The organism is Lutibacter holmesii, assembly GCF_042679665.1.
In the GTDB taxonomy this organism is placed as follows: domain Bacteria; phylum Bacteroidota; class Bacteroidia; order Flavobacteriales; family Flavobacteriaceae; genus Lutibacter; species Lutibacter holmesii.
Genome location: NZ_JBHTMV010000004.1, coordinates 366,006 through 385,973, shown reverse-complemented (window position 1 = coordinate 385,973; position 19,968 = coordinate 366,006). Strand labels below are relative to the sequence as shown.

The 19,968-nt window shown below is 32.4% G+C and carries 15 protein-coding genes; 12 read left to right on the top strand and 3 right to left on the bottom strand.

Annotation, left to right across the window (positions count from 1 at the left end):
- Window positions 1-169 precede the first annotated feature (169 nt).
- Complete coding sequence (purL, locus tag ACFQ5N_RS10010; RefSeq protein ID WP_386809360.1) at window positions 170-3,817, bottom strand: phosphoribosylformylglycinamidine synthase; 3,648 nt, start codon at window positions 3,815-3,817, stop codon at window positions 170-172.
- A 412-nt stretch (window positions 3,818-4,229) separates the two neighbouring features.
- On the opposite strand from purL, the gene hisG reads away from it, so the two are divergent.
- The 9 genes from hisG (at window position 4,230) to hisIE (ending at window position 11,817) form a co-directional block, all read left to right on the top strand.
- On the top strand, window positions 4,230-5,087 hold the full coding sequence (gene hisG, locus ACFQ5N_RS10005) for an ATP phosphoribosyltransferase (RefSeq protein ID WP_386809359.1): 858 nt from the start codon (window positions 4,230-4,232) through the stop codon (window positions 5,085-5,087).
- A gap of 24 nt (window positions 5,088-5,111) precedes the next feature.
- A complete protein-coding gene (hisD, locus tag ACFQ5N_RS10000; RefSeq protein ID WP_386809358.1) occupies window positions 5,112-6,395 on the top strand; it encodes a histidinol dehydrogenase in 1,284 nt (427 codons plus the stop codon).
- A gap of 19 nt (window positions 6,396-6,414) precedes the next feature.
- On the top strand, window positions 6,415-7,449 hold the full coding sequence (gene hisC / locus ACFQ5N_RS09995; RefSeq protein ID WP_386809357.1) for a histidinol-phosphate transaminase: 1,035 nt from the start codon (window positions 6,415-6,417) through the stop codon (window positions 7,447-7,449).
- Window position 7,450: 1 nt separating this feature from the next.
- Complete coding sequence (gene hisB, locus ACFQ5N_RS09990; protein ID WP_386809356.1) at window positions 7,451-8,587, top strand: bifunctional histidinol-phosphatase/imidazoleglycerol-phosphate dehydratase HisB; 1,137 nt, start codon at window positions 7,451-7,453, stop codon at window positions 8,585-8,587.
- A 55-nt stretch (window positions 8,588-8,642) separates the two neighbouring features.
- Window positions 8,643-9,224, top strand: a complete 582-nt coding sequence (gene hisH / locus ACFQ5N_RS09985; RefSeq protein WP_386809355.1) for an imidazole glycerol phosphate synthase subunit HisH — start codon at window positions 8,643-8,645, stop codon at window positions 9,222-9,224.
- Between the two features lie 106 nt (window positions 9,225-9,330).
- Complete coding sequence (hisA, locus tag ACFQ5N_RS09980; protein WP_386809354.1) at window positions 9,331-10,056, top strand: 1-(5-phosphoribosyl)-5-[(5-phosphoribosylamino)methylideneamino]imidazole-4-carboxamide isomerase; 726 nt, start codon at window positions 9,331-9,333, stop codon at window positions 10,054-10,056.
- A gap of 50 nt (window positions 10,057-10,106) precedes the next feature.
- Window positions 10,107-10,385: a GIY-YIG nuclease family protein gene (locus ACFQ5N_RS09975; RefSeq protein ID WP_386809353.1), complete on the top strand. Its 279-nt coding sequence runs from the start codon at window positions 10,107-10,109 to the stop codon at window positions 10,383-10,385.
- 39 nt (window positions 10,386-10,424) lie between these two features.
- On the top strand, window positions 10,425-11,180 hold the full coding sequence (gene hisF / locus ACFQ5N_RS09970; protein WP_386809352.1) for an imidazole glycerol phosphate synthase subunit HisF: 756 nt from the start codon (window positions 10,425-10,427) through the stop codon (window positions 11,178-11,180).
- A 40-nt stretch (window positions 11,181-11,220) separates the two neighbouring features.
- Complete coding sequence (gene hisIE, locus ACFQ5N_RS09965; RefSeq protein WP_386809351.1) at window positions 11,221-11,817, top strand: bifunctional phosphoribosyl-AMP cyclohydrolase/phosphoribosyl-ATP diphosphatase HisIE; 597 nt, start codon at window positions 11,221-11,223, stop codon at window positions 11,815-11,817.
- 76 nt (window positions 11,818-11,893) lie between these two features.
- Here hisIE and ACFQ5N_RS09960 read toward each other — a convergent pair whose 3' ends face one another.
- On the bottom strand, window positions 11,894-12,886 hold the full coding sequence (locus ACFQ5N_RS09960; RefSeq protein ID WP_386809350.1) for a BamA/TamA family outer membrane protein: 993 nt from the start codon (window positions 12,884-12,886) through the stop codon (window positions 11,894-11,896).
- 375 nt (window positions 12,887-13,261) lie between these two features.
- Here ACFQ5N_RS09960 and ACFQ5N_RS09955 point away from each other — a divergent pair, with 375 nt between their 5' ends.
- Window positions 13,262-13,933 carry a DUF2461 domain-containing protein gene (locus ACFQ5N_RS09955; protein WP_386809349.1) on the top strand — a complete coding sequence of 224 codons (672 nt, stop codon included), beginning with the start codon at window positions 13,262-13,264 and terminating at the stop codon, window positions 13,931-13,933.
- Window positions 13,934-13,986: 53 nt separating this feature from the next.
- Here the strand turns inward: ACFQ5N_RS09955 and ACFQ5N_RS09950 are convergent, their stop codons facing one another.
- Entirely contained in the window at window positions 13,987-15,195 is a 1,209-nt protein-coding gene (locus tag ACFQ5N_RS09950) for an RsmB/NOP family class I SAM-dependent RNA methyltransferase (protein WP_386809348.1), read from the bottom strand.
- A gap of 100 nt (window positions 15,196-15,295) precedes the next feature.
- On the opposite strand from ACFQ5N_RS09950, the gene recG reads away from it, so the two are divergent.
- Together recG and pheT are read left to right on the top strand one after the other, a co-directional pair.
- Window positions 15,296-17,401, top strand: a complete 2,106-nt coding sequence (gene recG, locus ACFQ5N_RS09945; RefSeq protein ID WP_386809347.1) for an ATP-dependent DNA helicase RecG — start codon at window positions 15,296-15,298, stop codon at window positions 17,399-17,401.
- 128 nt (window positions 17,402-17,529) lie between these two features.
- On the top strand, window positions 17,530-19,956 hold the full coding sequence (gene pheT, locus ACFQ5N_RS09940) for a phenylalanine--tRNA ligase subunit beta (RefSeq protein WP_386809346.1): 2,427 nt from the start codon (window positions 17,530-17,532) through the stop codon (window positions 19,954-19,956).
- Window positions 19,957-19,968 lie beyond the last annotated feature (12 nt).

Here is a 19,968-nt window from a genome sequence, read left to right as displayed (position 1 = left end):
GGAGAATACCTTGGTAAGTTTTCATATAACAAGCAGTTGTACTTGTTTTACGTGAATAAAATATGGTGCTGTAAAAAGCTATTTAGGTGTTGAATTACGCTATTTGAAATGAGGTATAAAAAAAGGCTTTCCTTAGAAAGCCTTTTTTTATAAAATATGTATGTGTAACTTATTTTGTAAGCCAATTTTTAGCATTTACAAAAGCTTCAGCCCAAGGTGAAACTTCGTCTTTTCTTCCTGCAGGGTAGTTTGGCCAGTTCCATTGGAAAGTTGAACGTTCAATATGTGGCATCATTACCAAGTGACGACCGTCTTTAGAACATAACATTGCTGTATTGAAATCTGAACCATTTGGATTTGCAGGATAACTTTCATAACCATATTTAGCTACAATTTGATAAGCTGATTCTTCCATTGGTAAATTAAATTTCCCTTCTCCGTGAGAAATCCAAACTCCTAAAGTGCTTCCTGCTAAACTTGAAAGCATTACCGAGTTATTTTCTTGAATGGTTACAGAAGTAAAGTTACTTTCGTGTTTGTGAGAATCATTATGTAACATTTTTCCGTGTACTTCGTGTTCAGGATTGATCACTTCTAATTCCATAAATAACTGACAACCATTACAAATTCCTACAGATAAAGTATCTTCTCTTTTAAAGAAGTTATCTAAAGCTGTTTTGGCTTTCTCATTGTATAAAAATGCACCAGCCCAACCTTTAGCAGATCCTAAAACATCAGAGTTAGAGAAACCACCAACAGCACCAATAAATTGAATGTCTTCTAGGTTTTCACGACCTGAAATTAAATCGGTCATATGCACATCTTTTACATCAAACCCAGCTAAGTACATAGCGTTTGCCATTTCACGTTCACTATTGCTTCCTTTTTCACGAATAATAGCTGCTTTTGGACGTGGTTTTGTTGCGTCAATTACAGGTAATTTCCCAGTAAATGAACTTGGGAAAGTGTAATTTAATGGTTGCACTTTGTAATTGTCAAAACGATCTTTTGCCAATCCGTTTGCGGTTTGCTTGTCATCTAATAAATAAGACGTTTTGTACCAAATATCTCTGTAAGTTGGAATGTCTAATTTGCAAGGACCAAAATCTAAAGTTTCTTCAGTAGTTACAGTTCCTAATTTAAAGAATTCAACTTGGTTGTTAGCCAATGTTTGTTCAACAGTAGCATCATCTTTGGCTTGGAAAACAACCGCAATATTTTCTGAAAATAAATATTTAATAATGTCTTTTTCTTCAAAAACAGAAAAATCTATTTTAGCACCTAAATTAAGGTCTGCAAAACACATTTCTAACAGTGTTGTAATTAAACCACCACTTCCAATATCGTGTCCGGCAAGAATGTTACCCGCTCCAATTAATTCTTGAAGCGTATTGAAAGCTTTTTTAAAGAAATCTGCATCTTTAATAGTTGGCGCTTCGTTTCCAATTGCATTTAAGGTTTGTGCAAAAGAAGAGCCTCCTAATTTAAATTCGTCTTGTGAAAGGTTGATATAATAAATTGAACCGCCATCTTTTTGTAAAACAGGTTCTACTACTTTTTGAATATCTGTACAGTTTCCTGCTGCGGAAATAATAACTGTTCCTGGTGCAATTACATCTTCGTTTGGATATTTTTGTTTCATAGAAAGAGAATCTTTTCCTGTAGGAATATTGATTCCTAATTCTATAGCAAAATCAGAACAACTTTTTACGGCTTTGTACAAACGAGCATCTTCACCTTTATTTTTACAAGGCCACATCCAGTTTGCTGATAATGACAATCCGCTTAAACCATCTTTGATAGGTGCCCAAACAATGTTTGATAATGATTCTGCAATGGCTGTTCTACTTCCGGCTGCAGGATCAATTAAGGCAGCTACTGGCGAATGTCCAATAGAGGTTGCAATTCCTTCTTTTCCGTTGTAATCCAATGCCATTACACCACAATTGTTTAATGGTAATTGTAACGGACCGGCACATTGTTGTTTGGCAACTTTACCACCAACACAACGGTCTACTTTATTTGTTAGCCAATCTTTACAAGCAACAGCTTCTAATTGTAGTACTTGTTCTAAATAAGTTGAAATATGTTGAACTGAATACTCCAAACCTTGATAGTTGTAAGTTACAGTAGTATCGTTCATAATTGTTTTTGGAGAGCTTCCAAACATATCAACCATTTCTAAATCCATTGGTTTTTCACCAGTAGCTTTAGACTCAAATGTAAAACGGTGATCATTTGTAACTTCACCAACTTCATAGTAAGGAGAACGTTCTCTGTCTGCGATTTTATGTAGGTATTCGGCATCATTTTCACCAATTACCAATCCCATACGTTCTTGAGATTCGTTTCCAATAATTTCTTTTGCTGAAAGGGTAGGGTCACCAATTGGTAATTTATCTAAATCTATCAATCCACCAGTATCTTCAACCAATTCAGACAAGCAATTTAAATGTCCACCAGCACCGTGATCGTGAATAGAAACAATGGTATTTACATCACTTTCAACCATACCGCGAATAGCGTTGGCAGCTCTTTTTTGCATTTCAGGGTTAGAACGTTGTACCGCGTTTAGCTCAATACCACTTTCAAAAGCACCTGTATCTGCTGAAGAAACTGCAGCACCACCCATACCAATTTTATAATTATCACCTCCAAGAATCACAATTTTATCGTGTTCTTTTGGCATATCTTTTAAAGCTTGTTCGTTTTTTCCGTATCCAATACCACCAGCTTGCATAATTACTTTGTCAAAACCAAGTTTGCGGGCATCTTCTTCGTGTTCAAAAGTTAATACAGAACCTGTAATTAGCGGTTGTCCAAATTTATTTCCAAAATCTGAAGCTCCATTTGAAGCTTTTATTAAAATATCCATTGGTGTTTGGTACAACCATTTACGTTCCTGCATTCCGTTTTCCCAAGGTCTGTTTTCTAACAAACGAGAATAAGCAGTCATATAAACAGCAGTTCCGGCTAAAGGTAAAGAACCTTTTCCACCAGCTAAACGGTCTCTAATTTCACCTCCAGAACCTGTTGCAGCACCGTTAAAAGGTTCAACAGTAGTTGGGAAGTTATGTGTTTCAGCTTTTAATGAAATTACTGAATTGAAATCTTTCTTTTCGTAAAAATCTGGTTTGTCGGCAGATTTTGGTGCAAACTGTTCAACAGTTGGTCCTTTTACAAAGGCAACATTGTCTTTATAAGCTGAAACAATTTCGTTTGGATTTTTTTCAGAAGTTAAACGAATCAATTTAAATAAAGAAGTTGGCATTTCTTCACCATCAATAATAAAAGTTCCGTTGAAAATTTTATGACGGCAATGTTCAGAATTTACTTGTGAAAATCCAAATACTTCTGAGTCTGTTAACTTTCGGCCAATTTTTTCACTAACACCATTTAAGTAAGCAACTTCTTCATCACTTAACGACAAACCTTCCTGTTGGTTGTAAGCCGCAATATCATCAATTGGTAACACAGCTTCAGGTTCAATATGTACATCAAAAATTTCTTGATCTAATTTTTCAAATTTTTGAAAAATCATAGGGTCAAAATCTTCTTGCGCATTGGAAGCGGTAAACTCTTCAATTCTAAGAATGCCTTCAATCCCCATATTTTGAGTAATTTCAACAGCATTGGTACTCCAAGGAGTAATCATTGCAGCACGAGGACCAATAAAAAAAGCATCGATTGATGCCTGTGCTAGTTTTTCTTTATTTCCAAAAAGCCAGTTTAATTTTAACGTGTTTTCTTGTGAAAGTTCTTTTGACGTTTGTACAGCATAAATTGTACTGTTTTCATTACCAAAGAATTGAATCATATATAGGTTTATTTTAGTGTATTGTTATAAAAATGCAAATTTAATTAAAATATTAGAAACAGCTTGGCTACTTTTTGGGTTATTTAAACAGTTATTAATGAGTTTTGAACAATTTTAAGAGTAGTGAAACTTAAATGTAAATTTCATGTTAAATAGTTAACAATGTATTATTATTTGTGAATATTTTATAAAAGCATTATTGTAGTTTTAAAGTATTTTATATATTTGTTGCACAAAACAAGAGAAATGAATTTTATTCAATTGCATCATCATCATTTTAATACTTGCAGTCAAGCGAGCTAATGATGTATTGAATAAATTGTAGATATATATATTAAACCCGTTTGAGTAAATCAAGCGGGTTTTTATTTTATCAGCTGGTAGTTTTGCTCAAACACAATAAATTAAGAACATGAATAAAATTAAAATTGCAGTACAAAAATCAGGAAGGTTAAACCAAGATTCTTTAAAATTATTAAAAGATTGTGGTATTTCAATAGACAATGGAAAGGATCAATTGAAAGCTTCAGCAAGTAATTTTCCTTTGGAAGTGTTGTATTTACGAAATGGTGATATTCCGCAATATTTAAGAGATGGTGTGGTAGATATTGCTATTATTGGTGAAAATGTGTTGATTGAAAAAGGAACAGATATTGCTATTGTAGAGCGTTTAGGTTTTTCAAAATGTAGAGTGTCTATTGCTGTACCAAAAGATGCTGAGTATAAAAGTATTCAAGATTTAGATGGTGCACGTATTGCAACATCGTACCCAAATACGGTTCTAAATTATTTTAAACAGTTTAATGTAAAACCTGATATTCACTTGATTAATGGTTCTGTTGAAATTGCACCAAATATTGGATTGGCTGATGCCATTTGTGATATTGTATCAAGCGGAAGTACCTTATTTAAAAATAATTTAAAAGAGGTTGAAAAAATGTTAACTAGTGAAGCAGTGTTGGCGGCTTCTCCAAATATTTCAGCAGAAAATCAAAAAATATTAGATAAATTACAATTTAGAATTGAATCTGTTTTAAAAGGTAGAAAGTCTAAATATGTGTTAATGAATGCCCCAAATGATAAAGTTGAAAGCATTATTAAATTATTGCCTGGTATGCGTAGCCCAACAGTTTTACCTTTGGCTGAACCAGGATGGAGCTCAATTCATACGGTAGTTCCTAAAAACTCTTTTTGGGAAGTTATTGATGAGTTAAAAGCAAATGGAGCAGAAGGTTTATTGGTTGTGCCAATTGAAAAAATGGTACTTTAAAAGTTGAATAGTTAAAGTTGTAACATGAATAAATTTATAAATCCTGAAAAAAGTGATTGGTCACAATTATTGCAAAGACCAACACAAACTGTTGAAGCTATTGAAGAGACGGTAACATCTATTTTTGATGACATTAAAAGAAATGGAAATGATGGTGTGAGACGATACACTTCTATTTTTGACGGTGTTGAATTGGATGATTTCTTTGTTTCTGAGGCTGAAGTAAAAGCAGCTGAACAGTTGGTTTCTGAAGAGTTGAAAGCAGCTATAAACGCAGCAAAAGAAAACATTTATACATTTCATGCAGCGCAAAAAACAGGTAAGGTATTTACAGAAACTTCTGAAGGTGTAGCGTGTTGGCAAGAAAAGCGTCCTATTCAAAAAGTAGGTTTGTATATTCCTGGTGGAACAGCACCACTATTTTCATCGGTTTTAATGTTGGCAATTCCAGCACAAATTGCAGGATGTAAAGAAATTATTTTGTCTACACCTCCAAATAAACAAGGAAAAATTCATCCAGCAATTATTTATGCAGCACAGCAATGCGGTGTTACTAAAATTGTAAAAGTGGGTGGTATTCAGGCAATTGCGGGTTTAACGTTTGGAACAGAAACCATACCGCAAGTACATAAAATATTTGGACCTGGAAATCAGTATGTTACTGTAGCAAAGCAGTTGGCAACCAAATATGGTGTGGCTATTGATATGCCTGCAGGACCAAGTGAATTGTTGGTGGTTGCTGATGCAAGTGCAAATGCAAGTTTTGTAGCATCTGATTTGTTAAGTCAAGCAGAGCACGGTGTAGATAGTCAAGTAATTTTAGTGGCAACTTCAAAAGAAATATTGGCTGCAGTTGAAATTGAAATTGAAAAACAAATTGAAGAACTTTCAAGAAAAAATATTGCAAAAAAAGCCATTGAAAACTCTAAATTAATTTTTGTTGAAAATAAAGAAATAGCGTTAGATTTAATCAATGAATATGGTCCAGAGCACTTTATAGTATGCACGGATGAGAATGATTTTTATGTAGATGGTGTGGCAAATGCAGGCTCGGTTTTTATAGGGAATTATACGCCTGAAAGTGCAGGTGATTATGCTTCAGGAACCAATCATACCTTACCTACAAATGGGTATTCAAAAGCGTATTCAGGTGTAAATCTTGACTCATTTTTAAAAACAATTTCTTTTCAAAAAATATCAGAAAAAGGAATTCAAAATATTGGAAAAACCATTGAAATATTAGCAGCAGCAGAAGGATTAGATGCGCATAAAAATGCTGTTACATTGCGGTTAAACAGTTTGAAATAAATTGAAAATAGCTATAAAAATGAAAATTGAAAAATTAATTAGAAAAAACATTTTGGGACTGCAACCATATTCTTCTGCAAGAGATGAATACAAAGAGCTTGAGAAAGAAATGGTTTTTTTAGATGCCAATGAATCGCCACACGAAAATGGTGTTAATCGGTATCCTGATCCGCAACAAACAAGTGTAAAAAAAGAATTGTCTAAATTCAAAAAAATTAATGAAAGCAATATACTTTTAGGAAATGGAAGTGATGAGGTGCTAGATTTGTTGTTTCGTGTTTTTTGTGAACCTAAGGTAGACAATGTAATTACATTACCACCAACATATGGTATGTACAAAGTGTTGGCAAATATTAACAATGTTGAAGAACGAGAGGTTTTATTAACCAAAGATTTTGAGCCAAGTGTGAAGAAGATTTTAGAAACGGCCGATAAAAACTCTAAAATATTGTTCTTATGCTCTCCAAACAACCCAACAGGGAATTCTTTTTCAAAAGAAAGCGTGGAAGTTTTACTAAAACTATTCAACGGTATTGTTGTGTTAGATGAAGCATATATTGATTTTTCGGCACAAGATAGTTGGTTGAAAAGATTGAATGAATTTCCAAATTTAGTGATTACACAAACTTTTTCTAAAGCGTATGGAATGGCGGGTGTACGATTGGGTATTTGCTATGCTTCAGAAGAAATTATTAAGGTGTTAAACAAAATTAAGCCACCCTACAATGTGAATGAATTAACGCAAAAATGTGCGTTAAAACGATTTTTGAAAATAGACGATTTAAGAGCAGATATTAAAAAAATATTGAAAGAAAGAGTTCGATTGATTGAAGGATTAAAGGATATTTCTTTTGTTGAAAAAGTGTATCCAACCGATGCAAATTTTGTGTTGGTAAAGGTAGATGATGCTGCAAAAAGATATCAGCAATTAATTGAAAAAGGAATTGTAATACGAAACAGAACCACCCAGCCATTGTGTGAAAATACATTGCGATTAACGGTGGGAACTAAAAGAGAAACAAAGCTGTTAATAAAAGCTTTAAGTGAAATATAATATGAGAAAAAAAGTTTTATTTATTGATCGTGATGGCACTATGATAAAAGAGCCAGCTGATGAACAAATTGATGCATTTGATAAATTGATTTTTTACCCTAAAGTATTTACATATTTGGGTAAAATTGCAAAAGAATTAGATTTTGAATTGGCAATGATTACCAATCAAGACGGTTTGGGAACAGATGTGTATCCGGAAGATACATTTTGGCCAGTGCATAATTTTATTATGGATTCTTTTGAAAATGAAGGTGTTGTTTTTTCTGATGTTTTTATAGATAAAACTTTTCCTCATGAAAATGCTGATACGCGTAAACCTAAAACCGGATTGTTAACTAAATATTTTTCAGAGGACTATGATTTGGAAAATTCATTTGTTATTGGAGATCGTTTAACTGATATTGAGTTGGCAAAAAATTTAGGAGCAAAAGGAATTTTTATCAATGATGAAACCAATTTAGGAACCGATGAAATTTCAGTAAAAAGAAGTGAGTTAGATGCTTTTATAGGATTGGAAAGTAATGATTGGGAAAAAATATACGAGTTTTTAAAATTAAAAAACCGTACAGCTGAATTAACACGGAATACCAACGAAACAAAGATTTATATTAAATTAAATTTAGATGGTACAGGTAAAAGTGATATTTCAACAGGAATTGCTTTTTTTGACCATATGTTAGATCAAATTGCGCGTCACGGAAGTATGGATTTAGTGATTCAAGTGCAAGGAGATTTGGAAGTTGATGAACACCATACCGTTGAAGATACTATGATTGCTTTAGGTGAAGTTTTTGCCAAAGCATTGGGTAATAAATTAGGAATTGAACGTTACGGATTTTGCTTGCCAATGGATGACTGTTTGGCGCAAGTAGCTATAGATTTTGGCGGTAGAAATTGGTTGGTTTGGGATGCCGATTTTAAACGTGAAATGATTGGTGCAATGCCAACTGAAATGTTTTATCATTTGTTTAAATCGTTTACTGATGGTGCGCGTTGTAATTTAAATATCAAAGCTGAAGGCACTAATGAACATCATAAAATTGAAGGGATTTTTAAAGCGTTTGCCAAAGCAATTAAAGTTGCTGTAAAACGTGATCCTGAAAAAATGATTTTACCAAGTACAAAAGGAATGTTATAAGATTAGCTTTTAGCCGTTAGCCATTTGCTAATAGCCATAAGCCAAAAACTAAAAAATGAAAATAGTAATCATAAATTACGGAGCAGGAAACATACAATCTATAAAATTTGCCATTCAGCGTTTAGGGTATGAAGCAGTTTTATCTCATGATGAAGAGGAGATACGAAATGCTGATAAAGTTATTTTTCCGGGAGTAGGTGAGGCAAGTAGTGCTATGGAAATGTTGAAAGCTACCGGTTTAGATAAGGTAATACCTACATTAACACAACCTGTATTGGGTATTTGTTTAGGTATGCAATTAATGTGTAGCTATTGTGAAGAAGGCGATACACAAGGTTTGGGTATTTTTGATTGTGATGTGGTAAAATTCTCTGCTTCAGAAAAAGTGCCGCAAATTGGTTGGAATCAAATTGAGAATTTAAAATCAGATTTGTTTAAAGGAATTAAAGAAAAAGAATATATGTATTTAGTGCATAGTTTTTATGTTCCTTTGAATGCTGAAGCCATTGCAACAACAAATTACGGACTACAATATGCATCAGCTTTGCAAGAAAAAAACTTTTATGGAGTACAGTTTCATCCAGAAAAAAGTAGTAAAGCAGGTTCACAAATAGTGCGAAATTTTTTAGAATTATAAGTAATTGTCATTTCAAGTAGTGGAAACAATGTGGTATTCCTTTCAAAAGAATGAAATTGATTTAGGAAATGAAGTAATGACAACAGCATAAAAAATACAATAAACAATGAGAATTATTCCGGCAATTGATATTATAAATGGGAAGTGTGTTCGTCTTTCAAAAGGTGATTATGCTACTCAAAAAATATACAATGAAAATCCATTAGAGGTTGCTAAAATGTTTGAAGATCACGGAATTCAACATTTACATTTAGTAGATTTAGATGGTGCAAAAGCAAGTCATATAGTAAACTATAAAGTGTTAGAAACGATAGCTTCTAAAACAAATTTAGCTATTGATTTTGGCGGTGGACTGAAATCTGATGAAGATTTAAAAATTGCTTTTGAAAGTGGAGCAAATCAAATTACTGGTGGAAGTATCGCGGTTAAAAATCCGGATACCTTTAAAAGTTGGTTGGCAAAATTTGGTGCAGCCAAAATTATTTTAGGAGCCGATGCTAATAACGAAAAAGTAGCCATTGGTGGTTGGTTAGAAGAAAGTGATCAAGAGTTAGTGCCGTTTATTCAGAATTATGAAAAAGAAGGTGTAAACTATGTAATTTGCACAGATATTTCAAAAGATGGAATGTTGCAAGGTCCTTCATTTGACTTGTATCAAAAAATATTAAACGAAACAAACAATATAAAATTAATAGCTTCAGGCGGAATTTCAACCTATGACGAATTGCCAAGATTGGCTGAGATGGGTTGTGAAGGGACTATTGTTGGTAAAGCAATTTACGAACACAAAATAAGTATGAAGCAACTAGAGAATTTTATATTAAATAATTAAACCTATTTTATTTACGTCATTCTGAACTTGATTCAGAATCACATCTAACAATGAAATTAAGTTATGTTTATATATTAACAAATGAGTATAGAACAACATTTTATATAGGAGTAACATCGAATTTAAAGAATAGGAGTATTCAACATTTTTTAGGTGAAGGTTCAGAGTTTACTAAAAAATATAATATTAAATATTTGGTTTATTTTGAAGAGTTTACAGATATAAAACAAGCGATTTTACGTGAAAAGCAATTGAAAAATTGGCGTCATGACTGGAAAATAAATTTAATTAAACAACAAAATCCATTATTAAAGACTTTGGATTTATAAAATAATGAGACCCTGAAACAAGTTCAGGGTGACGAATATATGTTAACAAAAAGAATAATTCCTTGTTTAGATATTAAAAACGGAAGAACTGTAAAAGGTGTTAATTTTGTAGATTTACGAGATGCTGGTGATCCGGTAGAATTGGCAGAGATTTATGCAAATGAAGGTGCCGATGAATTGGTGTTTTTAGATATTACAGCTACAGAACAACGCAGAAAAACATTAGCAGAATTGGTAATGCACGTTGCCGAGAAAGTAAATATACCGTTTACTGTTGGTGGTGGAATTTCTTCGGTGGAGGATGTTGAAATATTATTGAACTCTGGAGCAGACAAAGTATCTATAAATTCTTCCGCAGTAAAAAATCCGCAATTGATAAATGATTTGGCGGCTAAATTTGGAAGCCAGTGTGTAGTAGTTGCCATTGATGCAAAACAAATTGATGGCGAATGGATGGTGCATTTGGTTGGAGGAAAAGTGCCAACTGAAATTAAATTATTTGAGTGGGCAGAAGAAGTAGAACAACGTGGTGCAGGAGAAATTTTATTTACGTCTATGGATCACGATGGTACAAAAAATGGCTTTGCAAATAAAGCCTTAGCTCATTTAAGTGCGTTGGTAAATATTCCAATAATAGCTTCAGGTGGTGCTGGAAATATGCAGCATTTTGCTGATACTTTTATTGAAGGAAAAGCAGATGCGGCCTTAGCTGCAAGTGTATTTCATTTTAAAGAAATTGAAATAGTAGATTTAAAAAACGAGTTGAAAACTCAAGGTGTTGCTGTAAGATTATAGGTTGATTTCAGTATAGCAAAAGTTTAAAAAGATAATAATTATGAATATAGATTTTAATAAGAATAACGATGGTTTAGTGCCTGCTATTATTCAAGATTTTGTAACCAGACAAGTGCTAATGCTGGGATATATGAACAAAGAAGCGTACGAAAAAACGGTGGAAACTGGAAAAGCAACTTTTTTTAGTAGAACTAAGCAGCGTTTATGGACGAAAGGTGAAGAAAGTGGGAATTTTTTAAATGTGATTTCAATTAAAAATGATTGTGATAATGATACGTTATTGATTAAAGTAAAACCAGTTGGACCAACATGCCATAAAGGAACAGATACTTGTTGGGATGAAAAAAATGAACAGACTTTTGGCTTTCTTTCAGAATTAGAAAGTATTATTACAAGTAGAAGGGTAAATGCTGATGCTGAGAAAAGTTATGTGGCATCTTTGTTTGAAAAAGGAATAAATAAAATAGCACAAAAAGTAGGAGAGGAAGCTGTTGAAATTGTGATTGAAGCAAAAGATGATAATGAAGAGTTGTTTTTAAATGAAGGCGCAGATTTATTATTTCATTATCTAATTTTATTACAAGCTAAAGGCTATACATTGAAAGATATTGTAAAGGTATTGGAAGGCAGAAATTAAGATGTTTCAATAGTTATAATTAAAAAGCCCTGTAATTTCTATAGAAATTACAGGGCTTTTTCTGTGTTTATCTTTTTTATCTCGTAAAAGCTTCAGAAATTCTAAAGTAAATTCCCCAATCGTCTTTTCCAACTGCCAAATCCATACCAATAGAAATATTTGAACTTGGTATTGCTAAAAAACGAATTCCGGCACCAACAGCAGGCAATACATTATCTATACGAATATCTTTTGCAGTGTCAATAGCTGTTGCAAAACCTCCAAAGGCAACATATCCCCAGCGCTTGCTAAACCAGTGTCTGTATTCGCTTTGAACATCGTACACTTGATTTGCTCTATATTTTCCGTTTGAATATCCTCGTAGATCGTCTCTACCAACTATATTTTTTCCTGAAAAAGGAACATCACCTAAAGAAATTTGTGCATAAGCTCTAAGTAGCAGTGTATTTCTTTCACCTTGTTGAAAATATTTGTTGTATTCAAAACTTATATTGTGATAGTTTGAGGTACTTCCTAAAGCTTCTAAATAACTAGTTGTTAAAAATTTAGAGTTGAAACCGTTTATAGGCATCATTTGATTATTTCTAGTGTCAAACTCAGAATATACACCAAATCCAAACAAGCTTTGGGTATCATCAGGTTTCAAAGGAATGTCAAATGAAGTTGTTGATCGTGAGTATATTATATTTCCTCCCACATATAATCTATCATATACATTCACTAAAAAATCACCATAAAATGCTTGAAGATTAGTAGTGTAGTCAACAAATGTGCCATCATCTTCAAAGTCTGGAAAGATTCCTGGAGGAAATTGGCTAGTCACATTTTCCCAATCTAAATAGGTTTGAAAGTTAATAGTACCCATACCAAAAACTATCTTTGATCTAAACTTATCTTCTTTAAAATAAAATTTACTTGGTACAACGGTAAGCCACGATTTATTAGTAGTATAAGAAGCTATAAGTGATGTACTTGATATTGGTGAAATGGTGTCTTTAGGATTTAATTTGTAATAACCTGCAGCCATAAATCCGAAGGATGCTCCAAAGCTAGTACTGTACTTTACCATTGGAATAATTACTTTCTTTATTTTTTTGTGCTTTATTTTTAAAGTGTCATTCGGTGCATGTTGTGCTTGGATATTGCCTGAAAATAGAACGAATATAAGCAAGCAGCATAAGGATAATTGTAGCTTTAGATTTTTTTTCATTTTCAAATTTACAAAAAAATGCAGAGTATTTATTTTTTTAAAAGTATAGAAAATTCTTTTTTACAAAAACACTTATAAAAAAGTTGTTTTGAAATAGTGAAAAGCCCTTTTGAATAATTATTTTTTGTACATTGAATTTTTAAATAATGAATTAAATTTTATAAACGTTGTTTATGAAAACATTTAATTACCATATTAAAGTAATTAATACAACTGCAAACTATAAAAACTAAAATGACTTCAATAAATAAAATTACTTTAGAGTTTTTAACAGCTTTAAAAAAAAATAACAACCGTGAGTGGTTTGCTGAACATAAAACAGAGTTTTTAGTAGAACAGCAAAAAATAAAAGACTTTTATAATGCGGTTGAAACACAATTAAAAGAACACGATGACATAGATAAGTTTAAGTTATTTAGAATTTATAGAGATGTTCGTTTTTCAAAAGATAAAACTCCTTATAAACCGCATTTTGCAGGAAGTTTTTCTAGAGCAACCAAAAGTTTACGAGGTGGTTATTATTTAAGAATTAGGCCGGGTGAAAGTTTTTTGGCCGGTGGTTTTTGGGAACCCAATAAAGAAGATTTATTACGAATTAGAAAAGAGTTTGAAATGGATACTTCTGAAATTAGAGCTATAATTAACAATGAAACTTTTGTAAAGTATTTTGGAACGTTACAAGGCAATGCTTTAAAAACTGCACCTAGAGGTTTTGATAAAGAGCATCCTGATATGGATTTAATTAAAATGAAACAATTTATTGTGGTGCGTAATTTTACGGATAAGGAAGTGGTAAGTGCAAATTTTATAAAAGAGTTGGATAAAAGTTACAAAGCTATGCGGCCTTATTTTGATTATATGAGTGATGTACTTACTACAGATTTAAATGGAGAATCAATTTTGTAAATAAGCATAAAAAAAGCGACTTTTTCAAGTCGCTTTTTTTATGCTTTATATAATTAGCTTTTGCGCTCTAGCAAAGCCATATAAAATCCGTCGTAACCAGTTTTAAAAGGCGACACTTTTTTATCTTTTATAATTTCAAAGTTTGGATTTTCTTTTAAAAACTTTTTTACTTGATTTTCATTTTCTGAAGGTAAAATAGAACAAGTTGCATACACAACTTTTCCGCCTACTTTTACTAATTGTGAATAGCTTTGTAAAATTTCAGCTTGCGTTTTAATAATGTTTTCTACAAACTCAGGTTGTAATTTCCATTTGCTATCAGGGTTTCTTTTTAAAACTCCAATTCCGCTACAAGGTGCATCAATCAACACTCTGTCAGCCGTAGCTTTCATTTTTTTAATCACTTTTGAAGAGTCAATTGGTTTTGTTGTAATATTATGTGCACCAGCTCTTCGGGTTCTAATTTTTAACTTCTTTAATTTACTTTCGTAAATATCAGTTGCAATAATTTGCCCTTTATTTTCCATTAAAGCACTTAAGTGTAACGTTTTTCCACCAGCGCCTGCACACGTATCAATTACACGCATTCCTGGTTTTACATCTAAAAATGCAGCCACCAATTGAGACGATGCATCTTGTACTTCAAATAAACCATCTTTAAAACATTTCGTTTTAAAAACATTTGCACGTTCTACTAATTTTAAAGCATCAGGATACCCATCAATAAAAACAGTTTCAATACCTTCATCACTTAATTTTTTGCGCAATGCAGCTTTATTGGTTCTTAAAGTATTGGTACGTAATAGAACTTCAGCAGGTTTATTTAAAGCTTCAATTTCTTTGCTCCAATGTTTTTCTCCCAATTCTTTTATAGCCAATTCATCCATCCAATCTGGAATAGATTCTTTAAAAACACGTGTTTTTTGAAGTTCGTCAAATTTACCTTTGTATCTTCTTTCAGGAACTCCAACAAATTGAGGCCAATCTGGTAATTTATAACCTTTTAAAACCGCGTAAACACTAAAGTTTTTCCAAACATTTTCAGTAGAATAATGAGATTTTGTACCAGCAATTTCATTGTATAAACGTTTCCAACGTACCATTTCATAAATGGTTTCTGCAACAAATTTTCGGTCTCTAGCTCCCCAGCGTGCATCCTTTTTTAAGGCTTTTTGAACAACTTTATCGGCATATTCTTGCTCATTAAAAATAAGCTTCATGGAGTCTATGACTGTAAATACTAAGTTTCTGTGTAATCTCATACTAAAATTTTAAAGGTGCAAAGGTACATAATTAGTTACTATTAAAATGTAATTGTTTATTGCTGTTTGAATTATTACCTTCGTGTTTTATAAAAAATCAATGTCTGTACATACTTTAAATACTTCTATTTCCTATTTAAAAGGCGTTGGGCCTAGTAGAGCTGATTTATTAAAATCAGAATTAGGAATTTATACATTTGAAGATTTATTAAACTTTTTTCCGAATAGATATATTGATAGAACACAGTTTTTTAAAATAAATCAATTGCAGCAAAACGCTGCTGAAATTCAGGTGTTAGGAAAAATAACGTCTATAAAAACGGTACAACAAAAACGAGGAAGTAGGTTAGTGGCTACTTTTAAAGACGACACTGGTTTTATGGAATTGGTTTGGTTTCGTGGTGCAAAATGGATTAAAGATGCCTTAAAGTTAAACACACCGTATGTTATTTTTGGGAAAACAACTTCGTTTAATGGGCTTTTTTCAATGCCACATCCTGAAATGGAATTATTGGCAGATTACAAGAAAAATTTACGCACAGCAATGCAGCCCGTGTATCCTTCTACAGAAAAATTAACCAATAAAGGAATTACAAATAGAATTATTTCAAAAATGATTCAAAACTTGTTTGAAGAAGTGCACGGAAGGTTTGGTGAAACTTTGTCTGATGCTATAATTCAGCAATTACAGTTTATTTCTAAAAGTGAAGCTTTATTAAATATTCATTTTCCTAAAAACCAATCGCTGCTAACAAAAGCAGAACGTCGTTTAAAATTTGAAGAATTGTTTTTTATTCAATTGCAATTAATTCGAAAAAAATTAATTCGGAAATCTAAAATTAAAGGCTATAATTTTAGTGTTGTTGGCAATTATTTTAATAATTTTTATAAAAATAAATTACCTTTTGATTTAACCAATGCGCAAAAACGAGTGTTGAAAGAAATTAGAAAAGACATTGGTTCAAATGCTCAAATGAATAGGTTATTGCAAGGTGATGTGGGTTCAGGAAAAACCATTGTGGCATTGCTAACTATGTTAATTGCATTAGACAACGGATTTCAAGCTGCTTTGATGGCGCCTACAGAAATTTTAGCGACGCAACATTACAATTCTTTGGTTGAATTGTTAACCGGAATGGACGTAAACATTCAATTGTTAACAGGTTCTGTAAAAACAAAACAACGTAAAATAATTCACGAACAACTAGAAAGTGGAGAGCTTCATATTTTAATAGGCACGCACGCGTTGATTGAAGATAAAGTAAAATTCAAGAATTTAGGAATTGCAATTATAGATGAGCAACACCGTTTTGGTGTAGAGCAACGATCTAAATTATGGCGAAAAAATGAATTGCCACCGCATATTTTAGTAATGACAGCAACACCAATACCAAGAACTTTGGCAATGAGTGTGTACGGTGATTTAGATATTTCGGTGATTGATGAATTACCTCCAGGAAGAAAAGAAGTAAAAACTGCGCACCGATATGATGCCAATCGTTTATCGGTTTTTAAATTTATAAGAGATGAAATTGATAAAGGTCGCCAAGTGTATGTGGTGTATCCGCTTATTAACGAATCTGAAGCGATGGATTATAAAGATTTGATGGATGGTTATGAAAGTATTTCAAGAGAATTTCCTACACCAAAGTACCAAATTAGCATTGTTCATGGAAAAATGAAACCCGACGACAAAGAGTATGAAATGCAACGTTTTGTAAAAGGTGATACGCAAATTATGGTGGCCACTACTGTAATTGAAGTTGGTGTAAATATTCCCAATGCAAGTGTTATGGTTATTGAAAGTGCTGAGCGTTTTGGCTTGTCTCAATTACATCAATTGCGAGGAAGAGTTGGGCGTGGAGCTGAGCAAAGTTATTGTATTTTAATGACGAGCTTTAAACTTTCGGCAGATGCAAAAACACGTTTAAAAACAATGGTTGATACTAGTGATGGTTTTAAAATTGCTGAAGTTGATTTAAAATTACGTGGTCCTGGAAATTTAATGGGAACGCAACAAAGTGGTGTGTTAAATTTAAAAATTGCTGATATTGTAAAAGATGCAGCCGTTTTAAAAATGGCCAGAAGTATGGCTGTTGATGTGCTTACCACCGATCCTGTTTTGAGTCTTCCTGAAAATGCGCGTATAAAAACAGCGTACCAAAAAATTAGTAAAAACAGTACTATTTGGCAAAATATTAGCTAAATAAGTATTTTTAGAAGCTGTATTTTGCTAGTAATACTTCCTAAATTGTTACGTGAACTTTTAACTGCAAACTTTTAACATTTCACTTGTAATGATTATCTTTGCAATTCGTAAAAAATAAATTTTAGATGAAAATATCATACAATTGGTTAAAGCAGTTTTTAAAGGTTGATTGGGAAGCTGAAAAAACTGGAGAATTATTAACTGATTTAGGACTTGAAGTTGAAGGAATTGAAACTGTAGAATCCATTAAAGGAAGCCTTGAAGGCATTGTAATTGGTAAAGTTTTAACGTGTGTTCAACATCCAAATGCTGATAGATTAAGAATAACAACAGTAGATTTAGGAACTGGTGAACCTGTGCAAATTGTTTGTGGAGCACCTAATGTAGCAGCGGGTCAAACTGTACCTGTGGCAACTATTGGAACTGTTTTATACGATGATAAAGGAGAAAGTTTCAAAATAAAGAAAGGTAAAATACGAGGAGAAGAAAGTCACGGAATGATTTGTGCTGAAGATGAATTAGGTCTTGGTTCTAGTCACGATGGGATTATGGTGTTAGATGATGATTTAGAAGCCGGAACACCTGCCGCAACTGTATTTAATATTGAAAAAGACGAAGTTTTTGAAATTGGTTTAACACCAAATAGAGCTGATGGAATGAGCCACTACGGAACTGCACGTGATTTACGCGCAGGGATGATTCAGCAAGGAACTTCATTAGAATTAATTTCACCTTCAGTAAGTGATTTTAAAGTTGAAGATAGAACCTTAAAGTTTGATGTAGTTGTTGAAGATAATGAAAAAGCACCACGTTATGCAGGTGTAACTATTTCAGATATTGAAGTTAAAGACTCTCCAAGTTGGATTCAAAATAGACTTAAAGCTATTGGTTTAACACCTATAAATAATGTTGTAGATGTTACCAATTATGTGTTGCACGAATTAGGGCAACCTTTACACGCTTTTGATGCAAACCAAGTAAAAGGGAATAAAGTAATTGTAAAAACCTTACCAACAGGAACAAAATTTACAACGTTAGATGGTGTTGAAAGAGAATTGCACGAAGAAGATTTAATGATTTGTAATGACAACAATGAACCTATGTGTATTGCAGGGGTTTTTGGTGGTGAAGTTTCAGGAGTTTCAAGTAATACAACTTCTATATTTTTAGAAAGTGCTTATTTTAATCCGGTTTCAGTTAGAAAAACAGCCAAGCGTCACGCATTAAATACAGATGCTTCTTTTAGGTTTGAAAGAGGAATTGATCCAAATATTACAAAATACGCGTTAAAACGTGCTGCAAATTTAATTATAGAAGTTGCTGGCGGAAAAATATCTTCAGAAATTGTAGACTTATATCCTAAAAAAATTGAAGATTTTGAAGTATTTCTTTCTTATCAAAAAATGGATCGCTTAATTGGAGCTGAAATACCTCGTGAAACGGTTAAAAATATTTTAGCTTCTTTAGACATAAAAGTGAACAGTGTTACTGATGGAGGAGTTGGATTAACAGTGCCGTCATACAGAGTTGATGTTACCAGAGAAGCAGATGTTATTGAAGAAATTTTACGTGTATATGGATACAATAATGTAGAGTTTTCTCACAAGTTAAATACGTCTATTTCTTTCTCAGAATTTGATGATGTGAAGATTGAAAACGTAGTTGCAAACCAATTGATTTCTCAAGGTTATAATGAGACTATGGCAAACTCTTTAACAAAATCAGATTATGTAAGCCTTTCAGAAGTGTTGAATGAATCGCATAATGTGGCTATGCTAAACCCTTTAAGTAATGATTTAGGTGTTATGCGCCAGTCATTGTTATTTAGTGGTTTAGAGTCTGTTATTTATAATATTAACCGTAAAAACAATTCATTAAAGTTTTTTGAATTTGGAAAAACATACCACAAGTATGAAAGTGGTTATAGTGAGCAAAAGCATTTAACTATTTTTGTTTCAGGAGCTCGTAACAAAGAAAGTTGGAATGTACCTCAAAAAACTTCAGATTTCTTTTACTTAAAAGGAATTGTTACTGCTTTGTTAGGTAGACTAGGAATTCAAAATTTAAAAACTACACCAACAAAAAACGATGTGTTTTCTGAAGGAATTACGTTTAGTTTAGGGAAAATTAAACTGGTAGATTTTGGAGTCGTTAAGCGATCAATCAATAAAGAATTTGGAATTAAACAAGAAGTTTTATTTGCAGATTTTAATTGGGATAATGTGTTAAAAGTTGGTGGTAAAACAAAAATTAAAATTGCTGAGTTGCCAAAATTCCCTACTGTAAAACGTGATTTTGCCTTGTTATTAGATAAAGAAGTTTCATTTGGAGAAATTTATAATTTGGCTTTTCAATCAGAAAGAAAGTTATTGAAAGAAGTTGATTTATTTGATGTGTATGAAGGCGATAAATTAGCAGAAGGCAAAAAATCTTATGCAGTAAGCTTTTTATTGCAAGATGAAAACAAAACCTTAAACGACAAGCAAATAGATAAAATAATGCAAAAGCTGCAACAAACATTTGAAAAAAATGTGGGTGCTACATTGCGTTAATTAAAACCATAT

Bases quoted from the DNA above. Each gene is read 5' to 3' on its own strand.
- purL (WP_386809360.1), bottom strand. From the start codon at position 3,817: ATGATTCAATTCTTTGGTAATGAAAACAGTACAATTTATGCTGTACAA.
- hisG (WP_386809359.1), top strand. From the start codon at position 4,230: ATGAATAAAATTAAAATTGCAGTACAAAAATCAGGAAGGTTAAACCAA.
- hisD (WP_386809358.1), top strand. From the start codon at position 5,112: ATGAATAAATTTATAAATCCTGAAAAAAGTGATTGGTCACAATTATTG.
- hisC (WP_386809357.1), top strand. From the start codon at position 6,415: ATGAAAATTGAAAAATTAATTAGAAAAAACATTTTGGGACTGCAACCA.
- hisB (WP_386809356.1), top strand. From the start codon at position 7,451: ATGAGAAAAAAAGTTTTATTTATTGATCGTGATGGCACTATGATAAAA.
- hisH (WP_386809355.1), top strand. From the start codon at position 8,643: ATGAAAATAGTAATCATAAATTACGGAGCAGGAAACATACAATCTATA.
- hisA (WP_386809354.1), top strand. From the start codon at position 9,331: ATGAGAATTATTCCGGCAATTGATATTATAAATGGGAAGTGTGTTCGT.
- ACFQ5N_RS09975 (WP_386809353.1), top strand. From the start codon at position 10,107: ATGAAATTAAGTTATGTTTATATATTAACAAATGAGTATAGAACAACA.
- hisF (WP_386809352.1), top strand. From the start codon at position 10,425: ATGTTAACAAAAAGAATAATTCCTTGTTTAGATATTAAAAACGGAAGA.
- hisIE (WP_386809351.1), top strand. From the start codon at position 11,221: ATGAATATAGATTTTAATAAGAATAACGATGGTTTAGTGCCTGCTATT.
- ACFQ5N_RS09960 (WP_386809350.1), bottom strand. From the start codon at position 12,886: ATGGTAAAGTACAGTACTAGCTTTGGAGCATCCTTCGGATTTATGGCT.
- ACFQ5N_RS09955 (WP_386809349.1), top strand. From the start codon at position 13,262: ATGACTTCAATAAATAAAATTACTTTAGAGTTTTTAACAGCTTTAAAA.
- ACFQ5N_RS09950 (WP_386809348.1), bottom strand. From the start codon at position 15,195: ATGAGATTACACAGAAACTTAGTATTTACAGTCATAGACTCCATGAAG.
- recG (WP_386809347.1), top strand. From the start codon at position 15,296: ATGTCTGTACATACTTTAAATACTTCTATTTCCTATTTAAAAGGCGTT.
- pheT (WP_386809346.1), top strand. From the start codon at position 17,530: ATGAAAATATCATACAATTGGTTAAAGCAGTTTTTAAAGGTTGATTGG.